The 16,512-nt window shown below is 64.7% G+C and carries 16 protein-coding genes; 9 read left to right on the top strand and 7 right to left on the bottom strand.

Annotation, left to right across the window (positions count from 1 at the left end):
- From ACY3GB_RS05230 to ACY3GB_RS05215, 4 genes are all read left to right on the top strand, one after another.
- Positions 1-1,290 carry a mechanosensitive ion channel family protein gene (locus ACY3GB_RS05230; RefSeq protein ID WP_463087827.1) on the top strand — a complete coding sequence of 430 codons (1,290 nt, stop codon included), beginning with the start codon at positions 1-3 and terminating at the stop codon, positions 1,288-1,290.
- Positions 1,291-1,299: 9 nt separating this feature from the next.
- Positions 1,300-1,920, top strand: a complete 621-nt coding sequence (locus ACY3GB_RS05225; protein WP_463087826.1) for a response regulator transcription factor — start codon at positions 1,300-1,302, stop codon at positions 1,918-1,920.
- The gene (gene nudB, locus ACY3GB_RS05220) at positions 1,921-2,370 is read left to right on the top strand and encodes a dihydroneopterin triphosphate diphosphatase (RefSeq protein ID WP_463087825.1); all 450 of its coding nucleotides are present in this window, start codon (positions 1,921-1,923) and stop codon (positions 2,368-2,370) included. It abuts the gene before it with no gap.
- Positions 2,371-2,527: 157 nt separating this feature from the next.
- Positions 2,528-3,265 (top strand): hypothetical protein, encoded by a 738-nt coding sequence (locus ACY3GB_RS05215; protein WP_463087824.1) that lies wholly within the window; start codon positions 2,528-2,530, stop codon positions 3,263-3,265.
- 34 nt (positions 3,266-3,299) lie between these two features.
- Here ACY3GB_RS05215 and ACY3GB_RS05210 read toward each other — a convergent pair whose 3' ends face one another.
- The 3 genes from ACY3GB_RS05210 to gntR all read right to left on the bottom strand — a co-directional run bounded on the left by ACY3GB_RS05210 (position 3,300) and on the right by gntR (position 6,358).
- Entirely contained in the window at positions 3,300-4,607 is a 1,308-nt protein-coding gene (locus ACY3GB_RS05210; RefSeq protein ID WP_463087823.1) for an MFS transporter, read from the bottom strand.
- A gap of 46 nt (positions 4,608-4,653) precedes the next feature.
- Positions 4,654-5,154, bottom strand: a complete 501-nt coding sequence (locus tag ACY3GB_RS05205; protein ID WP_463087822.1) for a gluconokinase — start codon at positions 5,152-5,154, stop codon at positions 4,654-4,656.
- 184 nt (positions 5,155-5,338) lie between these two features.
- On the bottom strand, positions 5,339-6,358 hold the full coding sequence (gene gntR, locus ACY3GB_RS05200; protein WP_463087821.1) for an HTH-type transcriptional regulator GntR: 1,020 nt from the start codon (positions 6,356-6,358) through the stop codon (positions 5,339-5,341).
- 108 nt (positions 6,359-6,466) lie between these two features.
- Between gntR and ACY3GB_RS05195 the strand changes: the two genes are divergently transcribed.
- A complete protein-coding gene (locus ACY3GB_RS05195; protein ID WP_463087820.1) occupies positions 6,467-7,090 on the top strand; it encodes an FMN-binding negative transcriptional regulator in 624 nt (207 codons plus the stop codon).
- 6 nt (positions 7,091-7,096) lie between these two features.
- Here ACY3GB_RS05195 and ACY3GB_RS05190 read toward each other — a convergent pair whose 3' ends face one another.
- Positions 7,097-7,921, bottom strand: coding sequence for a hypothetical protein (locus tag ACY3GB_RS05190; protein WP_463087819.1), 825 nt, complete (start codon positions 7,919-7,921; stop codon positions 7,097-7,099).
- Positions 7,922-8,161: 240 nt separating this feature from the next.
- Here ACY3GB_RS05190 and ACY3GB_RS05185 point away from each other — a divergent pair, with 240 nt between their 5' ends.
- The 3 genes from ACY3GB_RS05185 (at position 8,162) to ACY3GB_RS05175 (ending at position 13,462) form a co-directional block, all read left to right on the top strand.
- Positions 8,162-12,334: a PAS domain S-box protein gene (locus ACY3GB_RS05185; protein ID WP_463087818.1), complete on the top strand. Its 4,173-nt coding sequence runs from the start codon at positions 8,162-8,164 to the stop codon at positions 12,332-12,334.
- A gap of 116 nt (positions 12,335-12,450) precedes the next feature.
- A complete protein-coding gene (locus ACY3GB_RS05180; RefSeq protein ID WP_463087817.1) occupies positions 12,451-12,924 on the top strand; it encodes a GNAT family N-acetyltransferase in 474 nt (157 codons plus the stop codon).
- Positions 12,925-12,961: 37 nt separating this feature from the next.
- Positions 12,962-13,462, top strand: a complete 501-nt coding sequence (locus ACY3GB_RS05175; RefSeq protein ID WP_463087816.1) for a GNAT family N-acetyltransferase — start codon at positions 12,962-12,964, stop codon at positions 13,460-13,462.
- Between the two features lies 1 nt (position 13,463).
- On the opposite strand, the gene ACY3GB_RS05170 is transcribed toward ACY3GB_RS05175, so the two are convergent.
- Positions 13,464-14,129, bottom strand: coding sequence for a DUF3313 domain-containing protein (locus tag ACY3GB_RS05170; protein ID WP_463087815.1), 666 nt, complete (start codon positions 14,127-14,129; stop codon positions 13,464-13,466).
- A gap of 196 nt (positions 14,130-14,325) precedes the next feature.
- A complete protein-coding gene (locus tag ACY3GB_RS05165) occupies positions 14,326-14,523 on the bottom strand; it encodes a hypothetical protein (protein ID WP_463087814.1) in 198 nt (65 codons plus the stop codon).
- A gap of 258 nt (positions 14,524-14,781) precedes the next feature.
- Here ACY3GB_RS05165 and ACY3GB_RS05160 point away from each other — a divergent pair, with 258 nt between their 5' ends.
- The gene (locus tag ACY3GB_RS05160; protein WP_463087813.1) at positions 14,782-15,504 is read left to right on the top strand and encodes a substrate-binding periplasmic protein; all 723 of its coding nucleotides are present in this window, start codon (positions 14,782-14,784) and stop codon (positions 15,502-15,504) included.
- Between the two features lie 42 nt (positions 15,505-15,546).
- Here the strand turns inward: ACY3GB_RS05160 and ACY3GB_RS05155 are convergent, their stop codons facing one another.
- On the bottom strand, positions 15,547-16,209 hold the full coding sequence (locus ACY3GB_RS05155; RefSeq protein WP_463087812.1) for a hypothetical protein: 663 nt from the start codon (positions 16,207-16,209) through the stop codon (positions 15,547-15,549).
- Between the last annotated feature and the right edge of the window lie 303 nt (positions 16,210-16,512).

The raw sequence follows: 16,512 nt of genomic DNA, 5'->3' as shown, positions 1-16,512 counted from the left end.
TTGCTGTTCATCCGCAAGGAAATGAATTTTTTCGCGTTGCTTGACGCGCTGCAGACCAAGAACGGCCTGGTCGAACTGGCGCTGGGCTTGCTGTGCGTGATCGCCGCCTATGCGCTGGCCCGCCGGCTGTATCGCTACTGGTTCGCCCATAACCCGGAGCGCTACGACCAGTTCCTGCCCTATACCGGCTTCCGGCTGGTGCTGCCGGTGTCAGCGCAGGTGCTGGTGGTGCTGGCCAGTTTCACCTGGGGCCGGCTGGAGCACGCGCCGATGCTGGTGCTGCACATCCTGAGCGCGCTGCTGTTCTGGCTGGCGGTGATCCGCCTGTGCACGGCGGTGGTGCGCCAGGCCTTCCCGCATAGCCGCTTCGAGCGGCATTCCGAGCACTTTCTGGCCTCGGCCTTGTGGCTGGGCTTCGTCAGCTGGACCATAGGCTTCGACGTGGCGGTGATGGATTGGCTGGAGTCGATCTCCTTCTACGTGGGCAAGACCCGGCTGGACCTGCTGACCATTCTCAACGGCCTGCTGTGGGTGACGGTGATCGTGGTGGTGGCGCTGTGGGCGAGCCGCCTGATCGAAGCCCGCATCATGAAGCTCAAGCACCTTGATTCCAATCTGCGCATCGTGTTCGCCAAGCTTACCCGCACCGGCCTGGTGGTGGCCTCGGTGCTGGTGGCGCTGCCGGTGATGGGGATAGACCTGACCGTGCTGTCGGTGTTCGGCGGCGCGGTGGGTATCGGCCTGGGCCTGGGCTTGCAGAAGATCGCCAGCAACTTCGTGTCCGGCTTCATCATCCTGCTTGACCACTCGATCCGCATCGGCGACCGGCTGATGGTGGACAACCGCGTCGGCTACGTGACCAAGATGACCTCGCGCTATGTGGTGCTGAAGGGCGCCGACGGCACCGAGGCGCTGATCCCCAACGACGCGCTGATGTCCAATACGGTGATCAATCAGTCCTACTCCGACAAGAACATGTGGACCAGCCTGCCGGTGCAGGTGGCTTACGGCACCGATCTGGACCTGGCGCTGAGCCTGCTCAAGCAGGCGTCGGACCATCCGCGCGTGCTGAAAAATCCGGGCGCCAACGCCTTCGTCACCCTGTTCGCCGACAGCGGCATCAATCTGGAGCTGGGTTTCTGGGTGGCCGATCCGGAGAACGGCTTCATGGGCCTGAAATCGGACATCAACCTGGCCATCTGGCGGCTGTTCAAGCAGCACAATATCGAAATCCCCTTCCCGCAGCGGGAAGTGCGCATTGTCGGCGACCAGCCGGCGCGGCAGGGCTGAGGAGGCATCATGAGCGCGAAACGGCTGGCCATCATCGACGACGACGAGGCGGTGCGGCAGTCGCTGTTGTGGCTGCTGGACGGCCAGGGCTACCGCGCCGACGGCTTCGACAGCGGCGAGGCCTTCCTGGCCGCCGGCAACGGCCATGACTACAACGGCATCGTGCTGGACCTGCGCCTGTCAGGCATCAGCGGCATCGTGCTGCTGGAGAAGCTGGCGGACTGGCCGTACTGTCCGCCGGTGATCATGCTGACCGCCCACGGCGACGTGCCGCACGCGGTGGCGGCGCTGAAGCTGGGCGCGCTCGATTTCATCGAGAAGCCGTTCGACGACGTGCGCCTGCTGGAGCGCGCGGCGGCGGCGGTGGAGCTGGACGAGCAGAACCGCCAGCGCCACGGCCTGCAGCGCAAGGTGTCGGCGGCGCTGGCGCTGCTGACCGAGCGCGAGCGCGAGGTGATGCAGCTGATCCTGGCCGGCAAGCTGAACAAGCAGATCGCCGAGGAGCTCAGCATCAGCATGAAGACGGTGGAAGTCCACCGTTCGCGGGTATTCGAGAAGATGGGCGTGAAGTCGGCGGTGGAGCTGGCCGGCATGCTGGCCGCGCCCGGGGCCCAGGGAGGCAAGCTTTAAATGGGCAGCAAGCAGCCGGTGTCGGTGCTGGTGGTGATACACAGCCGGGATGGCCGGGCGCTGCTGATGGAGCGGGCGGACAAGCCCGGCTATTGGCAGTCGGTGACCGGCAGCCGCGAAGGCGGCGAAGACCTGATCGACACCGCCCGCCGCGAAGTGGCGGAGGAAACCGGCCTGGACGCGTCCCGCTTCGCGCTCAGCGACTGGCATCTGGTCAATCGCTACGAGATTTACGAACATTGGCGCCACCGCTATCCGGACGGCGTCACCCACAACGACGAGCACGTGTTCGGCCTGCTGCTGCCCGAGCCCTGCGAGGTGGCGCTGGCGCCGCGCGAGCATCTGGGCTACCGCTGGCTGCCGTGGCATGAGGCCGCCGAGCTGGCGTTCTCGCCATCCAACGCCGAGGCGCTGCGCATGCTGCCGGAGAAGCTGGGGCTGGAGAACTGAGCCGATTGCCCCTGTCCGTCCATCGCCACCCGCCCGCTTCGGCGGGTTTTCTTTTTTCTGCCGCGTGAATATGGCTTTTCTTGATGCTTTCGGCATGAAAGAATGATTTCAAAATTAAATGCATATTCTGGAATGATCCAAATGATGGAGGCTGGCAATGCAGGAACGCGAAGAGGAAAGAAGTTCAAAGCGCGAATTGGAGCTTTCCGAGAGACTGGCAATTCTCGAGGCGCAGTTTAAGGTAGGGCGGGAGCGCGCTGTTGAAGTGGAAAACGCTAGAACGATGCGCTTGGACATCGTCCTGGATTTGATTCGGTCGATGTGGAGGGCCCTGCTGCTGATTGCTTTGCTGTGCGTCGCTGCTCATTATGGATTGGCGTTTTTCCAGTTGCAAATTGAGCGCGAGGCGGAAGCGGAGTCGAGAGCTGCGTCAGAACAGGCTGCCAACAACGCTCGGGATGCGAAGACTGCTGGCGTGGCGGGAAGCAGGGAGCCGCAGATTACGGGAAAGGACGGTTTGATCTTGCTGCGCTTGGCAGTGGAGTCTTATCCGGAGGGGAGCGGGGCGGCGAAGAAGGGGGCGATTCCGCTTTCCGGATTGGTTTCCTTGATCGATAAATTCGCCGCGGCAGGCGCGATCATGGCGAAGGATGCCTCGGCATTGAAGTCGGAGTTATTGAAGAATGCGTTGGAAGGGGGGAAGGAAATCATGGTCGAAGCGGCGAAAAAGCTGATCGACAAGTTTTTGGATGATAAGAAGGACGAGCCCCTTGCGAAAGGCGCCGCTGGCCAGCTCATGGTGCAAGTCAACCAATTTTGCGGCGGCGCATCGACTAAATCGCATCCCAAGCCTGCGCCGCCGACTCCCAAACCGCGCGATTTGTGCGGCAAATGAGGAGACGGCAAGCGCAGAGCCTGCTAAACGCGCCCTAGTCTGCAACTGCGCCGGGTTCGGGCAGTTGCTCGATGCGGCCCAGCAGGAACACGAAGGCCAGGATGCCGATCACCAGCATGCAGCCGGCCACCAGGAAAGCGTTGGCGAAGGAGTGGGTGGCGCCGACGATGAAGCCGGTGACGATGGGGGCGACCGCGCCCATCATATTGTTGGCGAAGTTCATGATGCCGCCGACGGTGCCGGTGCCGCCGCGCGGCGCGATCAGGGACGGCAGCGACCAGCCCACCGGCGCGGCGGCGGCCAGGCCGCTGAGCGCGATGGTGATCCAGATGATGGCGACGTAGGGATCGGTGGTGGTGGTCGCGCCGAACACCGCCATGCCCATGGTCATGCCGCACAGCAGCACCGTCTTGCGCACGCGGGTTTCGTCGTGGCCGCGGGCGATCAGCTTGTCGATCAGCCAGCCGCCGACGAACAGGTCGGACAGGGTGGCGAACATCCACGGGATGGCGGAAAACCACGCGGATTTCAGGATGTCCATATGCATGGCCTGCACCAGGTAGCCGGGCAGCCAGGTCAAAAACAGGTAGAACACGTAGCCGTAGGCGGCGAAGCCGATGGACAGCCCCCACACCTTGCGCTGGCGCAGCAGGTAGCCCAGCATCGCCATCGAGCTTTGCTGGCTGACGCCTTCCTCGGCCGCGCCGCCCTGGACGATGTATTGGCGCTCGGCCTCGCTCAGCTTCTTGTCGGCGCTGGGGTCGCGGTAGATCAGATAGAATGCGATGAAGTACAGCACGCTGAGGATGGCGGATACGCCGAAGCCCCAGCGCCAGCCCAGGTGCACCACCGCCAGCGCCACCAGCGGCACGCCGATCACATTGGAGAACTTGGCGGCGGCGTCGAAAATGGCGGTGGCCATCGCCCGCTCGCGGCGGGGAAACCAGTAGCCGGTGGCCTTGGAGCTGACCGGAAAGCCCGGCGCTTCGGCGACGCCCAGCAGCATGCGGGCGGCGAAGATGCCGGCGAAGCCGCCGGCGCAGGCGGTGAGCGTGGCGGCCACGCCCCACAGCAGCGCGCCCAGGCGGCCGATGCGGGTGGTGCCGAAGCGGTCCAGGATCACGCCGGTGGGAATCTGCAGCAGCGCGTAGCTCCAGAAGAAGGCGCTGAACAACAGGCCGAGTTGGCCGTTGCTGAGGCCGAACTCCTGCTGCAGCTGCGGCGCGGCCACAGACAGGCTGATGCGGTCGAAGTAATTGACCAGGATGCCGATGCCCAAGAGCCAGCCTATGCGCCAGCGGCGGGCGGGAACCTTGAATTGTTGCGGGGACGGGGCGTTCATTGTTGTTCTCCTCTTGGATACTGCCTTTGCGTTGAAACGGTTGGGTTCAGTCCAGCTCCGCCAGGATGCGCCGCAGCAGCGCGTCTGGCGGCAGGGCGACGTCGCAGGGAATCGCAGCTTCGTCGGCGCCCGGGGCTTCCAGGTCGCGGAACTGGCTGTCCAGCAGGCTTTCCGGCATGAAGTGGCCGCTGCGCTCGCGCATGCGCTCGGCGATCAGCGTCTTGTCGCCGTACAGGTGGACGAAGCGCAGGCTGGGATCGCCGCCGCGCAGCACGTCGCGATAGCGGCGCTTCAGGGCCGAGCAGGCCAGCACCATGGGCTCGCCGTTTTCGCGTCCCTGGCGCAGCTTGCCGGCCAGGTTGGCCAGCCAGCCGGCGCGGTCGTCGTCGTCCAGCGGGATGCCGGCGCGCATCCGCGCGATGTTCTCAGGGGGATGGAAGCTGTCGCCTTCGATGAAGCTGGCGCCGATGGCCTCGGCCAGCAGGCGGCCCACGCTGCTTTTGCCGCAGCCGGCCACGCCCATCACCACGATATTGCCGTTTTTCATGTTAGCGCTAACATTTATTTGTGAAAGGATAGCCGGAACAAGCCCGGCTGAATGACACTGATGTTAGCGCTAACAAAAAGTTCACAACAAGCGGTTGGATCAAGTTTTTCGGTTTGTCCGCGCGGCGCTGTAGTGGGATAGCAACATCGGGGGGCGTGGCGGAAAGCCGCGCGGATGTAGGATTTCAGCTGCTGCGGCGCAGCATCAGCCGGAAGCCCAGATCGACGCGGCGCGATTCAGGCTCCTCGCCGTCGATCAGCTTCAGCAGCGCCTGGGCGGCGCGGACGCCGATGTCGCGGCGCGGCGTGGCCACCGTGGTCAGCGTGGGCGTGCACCAGGCCGACGGCTGCAGGTCGTTGAAGCCGGCGATGGCCAGCCTCCCCGGCACATCCAGGCCCAGCTGCTGGCTGCGCGACAGCGCGCCGATCGCCAGGTCGTCGTTGCAGCAGAACAGCGCGTCGCAGTCCGGGCGCTGCGCCAGCGCCGCGTCCAGCATGTCGGCGCCCATCTGCATGCTGGAGGGCTGAGGGTCAAGCCATTCCAGCCCGGCGTCGCGGCAGCCGGCCGCGTCCAGCGCCGCGCGGTAGCCATCCAGGCGCTTCATTACCCGCTCGTCCAGCTGGGCGCCGAGAAAACCGATGCGGCGCTTGCCGCGCGACAGCAGGTGGCGGGTGATGGCGGCTCCGGCTTCCTCCTGCGAGAAGCCGACGCAGCAACGGCCGTCGTCGGCGAGGTCCATCATGTAGACCGCCGGCAGCGCGTGCTGGCTCAGGATGCGCTCGAACGGCTCCGCGTGGCTGAGGCCGGTGATCAGGACGCCGTCGGGCCGGTGCTGCAGATAGGCGCGCAGCAACTGCAGCTCTTGGCCGGCGTCGTAATGGCTGTTGCCGATCAGCATCTGGTAGCCGGCGGCGTCCAGCACGGTTTCGATGCCGGCCAGCGTCTCCAGGAACACGGTGTTGGCCAGCGAGGGAATCAGCACCAGCACCGTGCGCGATCTCGCCGAGGCCAGCGTGCTGGCGGAGCGGCTGGGCACATAGGCCAGCGCGTCGACCGCCTGCATCACTTTCTCGCGCAACGTTTCGGAAACCTGCTGCGGTTGATTCAGTACCCGGGACACGGTGATGGCGCTGACGCCGGCCGCCTTGGCCACGTCATGCATGGTGACGCCGCTGCCGGAGCGGACGCGCGGTTTTCTAGGCATGTGCTTCTCGATGTGGATTGGCAATACTGTTGTCATTGTATCGCGGCGGGAGCGCTTGCCGAGCGATGACGCCTGCTTGTAATGTCGTGATTTTTCCCGGGAGCCATCATGTACCAGCCCAGCCATTTCGTCGAGGCCGATCCGGCCGTACTGCTGAACCTGATGCGGGCCCGGCCGCTGGCCACCGTGGCCATCAATGGCGAGGATGGCCCATTGGCCAACCATCTGCCGCTGCTGGCGGTGGAGGAGGACGGCGCGTTGAAGCTGAGGGGCCATGTGGCGCGGGCCAATCCCTTGTGGCGGCTGCTGGAAGCGGAGCCGCAGGCGCTGGCGGTGTTTCAGGGCGACGATGCCTACATCAGCCCGTCCTGGTACCCGGCCAAGGCCGAGCACGGCAAGGTGGTGCCCACCTGGAACTATATGGTGGCGCACGCCAGGGGCCGGCTGCGGGCGGTGGACGATCCGCTGTGGCTGCGGCGATTGCTGGAAGAATTGACTGCCCGGCGGGAGGCGGGTTTTCCCCTGCCGTGGCAAGTGGCCGACGCGCCGGCAGACTATCTGGACAAGATGCTGCGCGCCATCGTCGGCATCGAGCTGACGGTGAGTCGGCTGGACGGCAAGTACAAGCTCAGCCAGAACCAGGACGAGGCGACCCGGCTGAGCGTGCGCGCGGGCCTGGCGGGCAGCGGCGATCCGCGCGCCAGCGCGTTGGCCGGGGAGATGCCGCGCTGAGCCGCCTTAATGACGGAAGCGGGCGAGCAGTTCGGCCAGTTCCGGCGGCGCGGCCTCGCCATCCTGCCTAAGCCGCAACAGGAAGCTATCCAGAAAGCCGGATAGCAGCGCGGACGAGGTGACGGTGGCGCCGATGCGGGCATGGTCCCATTCCACCACGACGCCCTGCAGGTAGGCGGTCAGACGGTTGCTGTCTTGCTGGAACGAGTGGTACAGGCTGATGGCCGGCGCCCCGCCCAGCTGGTAAAAGGCCTGCAGCGTCGACTTGTCCAGCCGGCAGCGGCTGAGGATGTCGCGGCTGTCGAATTCCACGAACAAGGGCTGCACCACCTGGTTGCGGCGGGTATTGCTGCTGTACGGCCGGGATACCACGCCTATCGCCGAGTTGAGCTGGCCGGCGGGCCGGCCGTTGCTGACCGGATAGCCCAGCAGCAGGGTGAAGGCGCTGGCCATCGGATCGGGCAGGGCGCCGTAATCCAGTTCGAAGCAGCTCTCCACCGGGTGGCGAGCCAGCCAGTCGGCCGGCAGGTGTATCGCAGCCAGATCCAGGTGCTGCGGACTGGCGCAACGCAGCTGCAGCAGCGGCCATTGCCGCGCGCCGTTGCTGGCCACCACGTTCTGGCCGTGATTGACGCAGGCGGCGGACAGCACGGCTTCGGATGTGACGATGAACTTTTCGCCCCGGTAGCTCAGCAGCAGGCCGTTGCCGAAGCAGGGGCCGGTGCGGCCGGCGCTTTTTTTCGGATGAAAGGCCACAACCATCGGGCTCAGAAACTGGTAGATATGCTCCAGACACTGCAGGGGATCATCCAGATCGAACAGAAACTCCATCCCCGGTTACCTCTCGCGACAATGGTTCTTCGCTCAGCATAGTTCAGGCTAGGATGATTTGAATGCCTGTTTGTCTTGCCGCCGCGGCAGGGGGCAAGGCAAATGCTATACCTGTAAGGAACGAATCCAAACGAAACGGACGGCATGCCGTCCGTTTCGGCGTAAGTTCGACAAGACTCCGCCGGCAACGCGGCGCGGAGGACGACAGACCCGGCCGGTGCCGGGCTCAGGGGGCTTTCTATGGCAAGCAACGCGCGGACCAGATTCATTCTGCTGGCGGTGCCCAGTTACGCGCTGTTCGCGCTGGCCTGGATCTTTTTCTCCGACCAATTGCTGGCCGGGCTGGATATTTCCCGTGTGGTTTCGATTTCCATCGCCAAAGGCATTTTCTTCGTTCTGGTGACCTCGGTTTTGCTGTTGCTGGCATTGCGGGCGGTGCCGTCCGGCGATAACGGCATGCAACTGTTCTGGCTGGGGAGCGCGGCCAATGGCTTGCGGTCGGAGCGTTGGACCAACTGGCTTGCCTATCCGGTGGTGCTGGCGTTGCTGGGCGGCGCGCTGGCGCTGCGGCCGCTCCTGATCGGGCCGCAACTGGGCGATCATCCAATGTTGATCCTGTTCATGCTTCCCATCATCCTGGGGGCTTGCATGGGCGGCCTTGGCCCCGGCTTGCTGGCCACAGTGCTGGCGGTGCTGGCCGCCGACCTGATGGCCGAGCCCCATCTGCATGCCGCGCAAACGCCATGGCACAGCAAGCTGCAGCTGTTGTTCCTGGCCTTGAATGGCTTGGCGGTGAGCCTGCTCTGCGAAATGCTGCGCTTGGCGCTGGAGCGCGGCGTCATGCACCGGGCGCTGCTGGACGCCGTGGTGACCAGCACCTCCGACGCGGTGTTCGTCAAGGACGTGCAGGGGCGCTACCTGCTGGTCAACCACGCGGCGCTGGCCTTCGTCGGCAAATCCAGCCGCGAGGTGATAGGCAAGGACGACTGGGAGCTGTTCGACGAGGAAACTGCGAAGGAGTTGATCGTTCAGGACCGGCTGATCATGCAAAGCGGCCGGGTGCAGACCCACGAGGAGCGCCTGGTGCTGCAAAATGGCGAGCGGATGGTGTTTCTGGTGACCAAGGGGCCGGTCTACAACAGCGCCGGTCAACTGGGCGGATTATTCGGCATCTCGCGCGACGTCACCCGGCAAAAGCAGGCCGAACAGCTGTTGCGCGACAGCGAATCCATGTTGCAGCAGGCGCAGCAACTGGCCGGCATAGGCAGCTGGAGCTGGGATTTGGCGGAAGACCGGCATTACTGGTCGCCTGAGGCCTATCGCCTGTTCGGCCTGGCCGAGCGCTTCGGGCCGCCCGGCTATCCGGCGATGCGGCGATTTTTCAGCGAAGAAGGCTGGGAGCAGCTGTCGGAGGCGATAGAACGCTGCAAGCTGGTGGGCATGGGCTACGAGTGCGACGTGGAATTGCTGCGCGCGGATGGCGAAAGCCGCTGGCTGACGATGCGGGGAGAGGCGCGGCGCGGCGAGGAGAACACCATTGTCGGGCTGTACGGCACCATGCAGGACATCACCGAGCGCAAGCAGATGGCCATGCAGGTCAAGGCCAGCGAATCCCGCCTGCAATTGGTGGCCGAGGCTACCAGCGATGGATTCTGGGATTGGGACTTGCGCAGCGGCAAGGTGTACCGCTCGCCCCGTTACTACGAGGTGACCGGCACCCAGCCGGAGGAGGACAGCGGAGATTTCCGTTTCTTTCGCCAGATGGTGCATCCGGCCGATCTGCCTTATGTGTTGCAGGCGATAGAGGCGCATCGCCGCGGCAAGAGCCCGAAGATAGAAATCGACTTCCGGCTGGCCCGGCAGGACGATGGCGTGCGCTGGCTGCAGGCGCGGGGCCGGGCGGTGGAGTGGGACGAGCGCGGCGCGGCGGTGAGACTGGTCGGCAATCTGTCCGACATCACCGAGCGCAAGCGCGCCGACGAAGATCTCAGGCTGGTGCTGAACGAAGCCGGCGACGCGATCTGGGTGACCGATGTGGACGGCTATTTCATCTTCGCCAACCCCGCCGCTTGCCGTCTGACCGGGCACAGCCTGGACGAATTGCGCGAAATGCACATCCACGACCTGGTGGCCCCGGAGTGCCTGGGCTTCTTGGCCGAGCATCTGGCCTCGGTAGCCAACGGGGCCTTCCAGCGCTTCGAGTGGAAGCTGCGGCTGAAAAGGGGCGGCGCCGTCAGCGTGGACCTGACTTCCGGCAAGATGAAGGACGGCCGCTACATCGCTTTCGGCCGCGACCTGACCGAGCAGCACCGCGCCGAGCAGGAGCTGCGCGACCGCGAGAGCCAGCTGGCGCGGGTGATCGCCGGCTCCGACCAGGGTTTCTGGGACTGGAACCTGAAAACCAACCGCTTCCAGATCAGCCCGCGCTGGGAAAGCATGCTGGGCTATGGTCCCGGCGAGATGCACATCACGGCGGATAACTGGTACGAGCATCTGCATCCGGACGACGTGGCTCTGGTCCGGGATTCCATACAGCGGAATCTGCGCGGCGAATTGAGCAGTCACGAGGTGGAGGTGCGCTGCCGGACCCGGGGCGGCGACTGGCGCTGGATCCTGTCGCGCGGCCGGGTGGTGGAGCGCGGGGAGCAAGGAGAGCCGCTGATGATGTCCGGCACCCATACCGACATCACCGAGCGCAAAGTGTTTGAGCAGACGCAGAAGGAAGCCGCCGCGGTGTTCGACAGCAGTTATGAAGGCATCCTGATGGTGAATCCGGACGGGGTGATCACCAAGGTCAACAACGCTTTCTCGCGCATCACCGGCTACAGCGCCGAGGAGGCGATAGGACAGCGGCCCAGCCTGCTGGCGTCGGGCAAACAGCCGATCAGCTTCTACGAGGAGCTGTGGAACTCGGTCAAGGGCCACGATTTCTGGCGCGGCGAGCTGTGGAACCGCCGCAAGAACGGCGAACTCTACGCCGAGCTGCTGTCGATTTCGGTGGTGCGCGACGAGCAAGGAGAAGTGCAGCACTATATCGGCATTTTCTCGGACATCACCCAGCTCAAGCAGCACGAGGCCGAGCTGGACCGCGTCGCCCACTATGATCCGCTGACCGGCGTGCCCAACCGCCGCCTGTTGTCCGACCGGCTGCGGCAGGCCATTGTGCGCGCCAACCGCAGCGGCAAGTCCTGCGCGGTGTGCTTCCTCGACCTGGACGGCTTCAAGGCGGTCAACGACAAATACGGCCATGCGGTGGGAGACCAGCTGCTGGTGGCGGTCAGCAACAATCTCAAGGCCATTCTGCGCGGCGACGACACGCTGGCGCGGCTGGGCGGCGACGAGTTCGTGGTGCTGTTGTCCGAGGTGGGGGCGCCGGAGGAGTGCATGCTGGTGTTGGACCGGGTGCTGGCCACCGCGTCGCGGCCGATGCCGGTGGGCGACGCGGCCGTCAGCGTCACGGCCAGCATAGGCGTCAGCCTGTATCCGCAGGACAATGTCGATCCGGACACGCTGCTGCGCCACGCCGATCAGGCGATGTATCTGGCCAAGGACGCCGGCAAGAACCGCTACCAGTTGTTCGACCCGGAAAACGACCGCAAGGCGCAGGAGCACCGCCAGTTTCTGGAGCTGCTGCGCCAGGCGCTGGTCCGCGACGAGTTCACGCTGTTCTACCAGCCGGTGGTGGACCTGCAAAGCGGCGAGATCATCAGCGTGGAGTCGCTGATACGCTGGCGCCATCCCAAGCGCGGGCTGCTGGCGCCGGCGGAGTTCCTGCCCCACCTGTCCGGCAACGAACTCGAGGCAGCCTTCGGCCTGTGGGTGCTGGATGCCGCGCTCAGCCAGGTGTCGCGATGGGCACAAGCCGGCTTCCACATCAATATCAGCACCAATGTCAGCACCAACTACCTGCTGCGCGCCGATTTCGGCCAGCAGTTGTCGGCCGTGCTGGGGCGCTATCCCAACGTTCCGCCCTGGCATCTGGAACTGGAGATCGTGGAAAGCGCGTCCGGCGATGTCGAGCAAACCATACGGGTGCTGCAGCGTTGCCGCGAACTGGGCGTGCACTTCGCGCTGGACGATTTCGGCACCGGCCACGCGTCGTTGACCCATCTGCGCCGCCTGCCGGTCGATACGCTGAAGATAGACAACAGTTTTGTCCACGACATGATAGATAGCCCGGACGACAGGCGCATCGTCGAGGGCGTGATCGAGTTGGCTTCCATTTTCGCCCGCAAGGCGATCGCCGAAGGCGTGGAGACGATGGCGCACGCCGCCCTGCTGCGCCGGCTTGGCTGCCGCTATGCCCAGGGTTACGGCATCGCCCGGCCGATGGAAGCCGACAAGGTGATGGCGTGGTGCCGCCAGTGGCAGCAGGACGAGGCCTGGCAACAGTTGGCGGACCAGGCTTCTTGATGCGATTTCCCCTTGTCATTTGCTTGGCTGCCGCTGGCGCCGTTTTCTGCTAGATTGCCGTTTTCAGGCACATTGGGCCCGCCGCGAGGCGGGCCTTGTCATGGGAGGCTTCTGGCATGCATGAGCGCACCAGCGCGGGGCATTCGGTTGAAATAAGGCTCGCCGCCGGCGCGGATGCCGACGCGCTGGCAGCCCTGTACCGCCAGTTGACCGGCGACACGCGAACGCGAGTGTTGCCGGAGCGGCTGGATGGCTTGGCTGGCGGCGAACGGGCGCAGGTGCTGGTGTGCGAGTGCGGCGGCGAGCTAGCCGGCACCGCCTGGCTCGGTTTTTGCGATGACATCATGTACGGGGAGCAGCCATTCGCCGTGCTGCAGAACCTGGTGGTGGACGCGCGCAGGCGCGGCCGCGGCTTGGGCGCGATGCTGCTGCGCGGGGCCGAGCGGCGCAGTCTGGCGCGCGATTGCTCCAAGATCATGCTGCTCAGTTCGCTTGGCCGGGAGGACGCGCATCGCTTCTTTCTGCGCGCCGGTTTCCGCGGCGACGCCAAGCGGGGATTCGTCAAGTATCGCGGCCGGATGGCGGGATGAAACCGGATTGATTGATAACAATAGCCAAGGAAACAGGATGCGTTTGCAAGAAAGAACAAGACCAGACATCGATGGGGCGGCGAACAGGGTGTCGATCAGGCTGGAGCGCCCGGATCAGCCCGAAGTGCTGGCCTTGATCGACGAGCTGGACGCCTACCAGAAACCCTTGTATCCGCCGGAGTGCCATTACGGGGTGGATGTGTCGGCGCTGTTGAAGCCGGAAGTGGCTTTCGCCGTGATCCGAGGAAAGGAGGGCGCGGCGCTGGGCTGCGGCGCGGTGTGGTGCGGGCCGGAATACGGCGAGCTCAAGCGGGTATTCGTCAAACCGGAATGCCGGGGCAAGGGCGCGGCGCGGGCCGTGCTGTCATTCCTGGAGGAGCAGGCGCGCGCCCGGGGCTGCGCGGTGATGATGCTGGAGACGGGCATCCATCAGCATCAGGCGATCGCTTTGTATCAGCGCGCCGGCTACGATTTCTGCCCGCCTTTCGGCGATTACCGCGAAGACCCGCACAGCGTGTTCATGCGCAAGCCGCTGTGAGTCACGGCGCCTTGCCCAGATGCGCGGCCAGCTGGCGCGCGCTCTGGCGGCACCATTCATCTATCAGCGGTTTGATCAGGTCCAGCGTCATCGGCTGTTCCTTGGTCTTGTTTTTTTCGTTCTGGCGCAGGTTGACGGTGCCGGCCAGCAGGCCGCCGTCCTGGGCATCCTCCAGTTGCGCCATGCTCGCTATCTTCAGCAGATAGGGCTCCTTGCCGGCCGCCAGGCGCGCCAGGTTGAACACGGCCTTCACCGGCAGCAGATCGATGGCGTTGACGCCCGGCCTGTCCTGGCTCACGCCGGTGACGGCCACCCGCAGCCGGGCGACGCCCGTCGCCGGCTGCAGCGCCTCCTCGACGCCGGCGGCTTTCAGTTCCGCCTGCATCCGGTCGTGGAAATAGCCGGCGATCGCGTTTTCGTCTCCCGCCTGCAGCAACTCCCAGCTGCCGTCATCCGCCTGCCGCAGGAACAGCAAGGGTTCCAGCAGCACCGAATGATAAGCCTTCAGATCCACGCCGGGTTTCTGGTACACGCGCTGGCCGGGCACCATCTTGCCGGGCTGGAAAGCGTCCAGCGGCACGGTGAACAGGTTGTCGGCGTTGTCGGCCCAGGCGGGCAGACTCAGTCCAAGGGCGCAGAATAGCGCTAGTGCGGACAGTCTCATCATCGTTTCCTCTGTTTTGGCTTCAGTACGGTGACATGCCGCAGACAGGATAGTTCGAAGCGGAGAGCTTGTCGCGCGGAAACAGCCAGGGCCGCTTAGAGCCACTGACAAAACCTCGCAGAGAACCTGAGCCAAGGCGCGCCGACGCAGGCAGTACCCCTGGTACGACAAGGAGGCGCAAGGGTTTTGTTAGCGGATCTTAACGGGCGAAGTAGGCGTACAGCGCCAGCATCAGGATGCAGGCCGCCACCATCAAATTGAGCAGGATTTCCTCCTGCAGCGGCTGGAAATGCAGTTTGTCATGTGCGCTCAAGCGGGAGCCGCTGAGCTTGCGCAGCCAGTATTGCAGCAGATTGCGAGGGCTGGGGCCTTCCGCGTCGGCATTACCGGGTTTCATGATCGAACGCCTTTTTGTTTGAGAGTGAACGCAGTCGCATTTTACGCCGCTTTTATATGCGGGCAACATCTTTTGATGAATATTTTTCTTTCGTAAATGAATATCCGAAGAGTGATAGTGCGGATGGAGTGGCGCTGGCGGGCAGTGGCGGCGATGCGGAGAATGGCGGCTGGACTACACTGACGAAAGTAGCTCGGGCAGAGGCCCGGAGAGGCGCTGACGCGATGCCGGGCCGATGCGCGCAGGTCGGGAGGAACGATGAAATTGCGGCTTGTTTGGCTGGTTCTGGCCGCCGCCGCGGCAATGGCCGCCGCGGAGCCTGCGCTGTTTCATTCTTACACGCTGGCCGTGGAGCCGTGGGGCGTGGCCGACAGCGACCGGGGCGTCGGTCCGGATTTCGTCCGTTTTCTGGCGGCGCAGACCGGCGTGCCGATCAAGGCCGAGGTCAGGCCCTATCTGCGGGTGATAGACGGCATGCGCAGCGGAGCCAACGCGATCAATCTGGGCATTCCCACCGCGGAGAGGGAGCATTACGGCATTTCCATCTGCGAGGTGGCGACGCTCAAGGTATCGCTGGTCTATCTGAAGGAACCGGGACGCGCGCATTCATCGGCGCGCAGCTTCGCCGGCCTCGCCGTCGGGGAGCTCAGAGGCAGCCACACGCTGGACGCGTTCGACCGCGAGGTGCCGCATGCCAGAGTGTTGTTGGGCGATATGGATCAAGGCGCGAAGATGCTGGCGGCGGGCAGGCTGGACGCCACCGTTTGCGTGCGGCCCGGCTGCGGCAATGTGCTGGATGAGGCGGGCCTGGCGGGAAAGGCGCTGGGAGAATGGCCGCTGGACGCGCAGCCGCTGAGGATTTACGTTTCGAAGTCCAGCGCGCTGGCGCGCGACGCGGATGCGATGGCCAGGCTGAAGCAGGCTTGCGAATCACTGGAAGGCCAGCAGGAAATGCGCCGTCTGCTGGCCCCCTATCATTAGACGCGGCAGGGGCGGGCAAGCCGTACCCGCCGAGCGTCCATCTCAGACCGACATCGACATCAGCAGGCTGCTGATGTCGTTGCCGCCGGCGTCCGCCTGGTACAGGCTCAGGGCCGCTTGCAACTGCTGGACGTTGTTGGCCGCGCTGGCGGAGCCGGTGGTCCCCGAGGATGGTTGGCTGCCGTCGGCGGCGTTCAGCAGGCTTTGCAGGCCGCTGTCGTTTTGCTGCTCGCCGCCCTCATGATGATGGTGATGGCGGTGCGGTCCGCTGGCTTGCTGGGCGCCGTCGGCCTGCAGGCCCTGCTGCAATTGCTGGAAGGCCTGCTGCGCCTGGCTGAGATTGCCGGATTGCAGGTCCTGGCCCAGCGTGTCCAACAGCGAGGCAATGGGGCTGCCGGAGCGGGGCGCGCTGCCGGAGGCCTGGCTGTTGTTCAGCGCGGCGAATGGATCGCTGGAGTTCGCTCCGGCGGATGAGGTGGACGAGGCTGCGCTGATGGCGTTTTTCAGCGCGGAGCTGAAGCCGTCGCCGTTGCCGTTGTTCGAGCCGTTCAACTGTTGCAGCGCGGCCAGCGCTTGCTGCGCGCCGGCGATGTCGCCCTGCTGGACCGACTGGGTCAGCTGGTTGAAGTCTTGCCGGCGTTGCTGGCGCAGCGACTTAAGATGTTGCCAATCGGCGTTCGAGGTATTGGTACTGCTGACGGACATGACGCTTCTCCTTGAGAACGATGTTGCCGGGCAGCGCTTCACGGATCCGCTGCTGTCCTTGGCGGCAGCCGGTCGGAGCATGGACGTCCGTCCGGCCGGCAATTGTTGCCGCCTTGCCGTTCAATGTTTGCCGTTATCGCCGCGGAAATCGCTTTTTTGCTGATTTTCCAATCGAAAACAATGGCTTGGCGTGTGTTGGTCCAGCAATGGGCGTGCCAGGTTGTCGTCATCGAGCGGGGAAATTGTTTACAGATGTTGCGGCATGGCGCAGCCCGGCGCACTCGAGGAGGATCTGGGCCCGTC

Source organism: Chromobacterium sp. Ag138 (assembly GCF_055181315.1).
The sequence above is the reverse complement of the archived record's forward strand: the minus strand, read 5'-3'. Positions and strand labels throughout refer to the sequence as shown.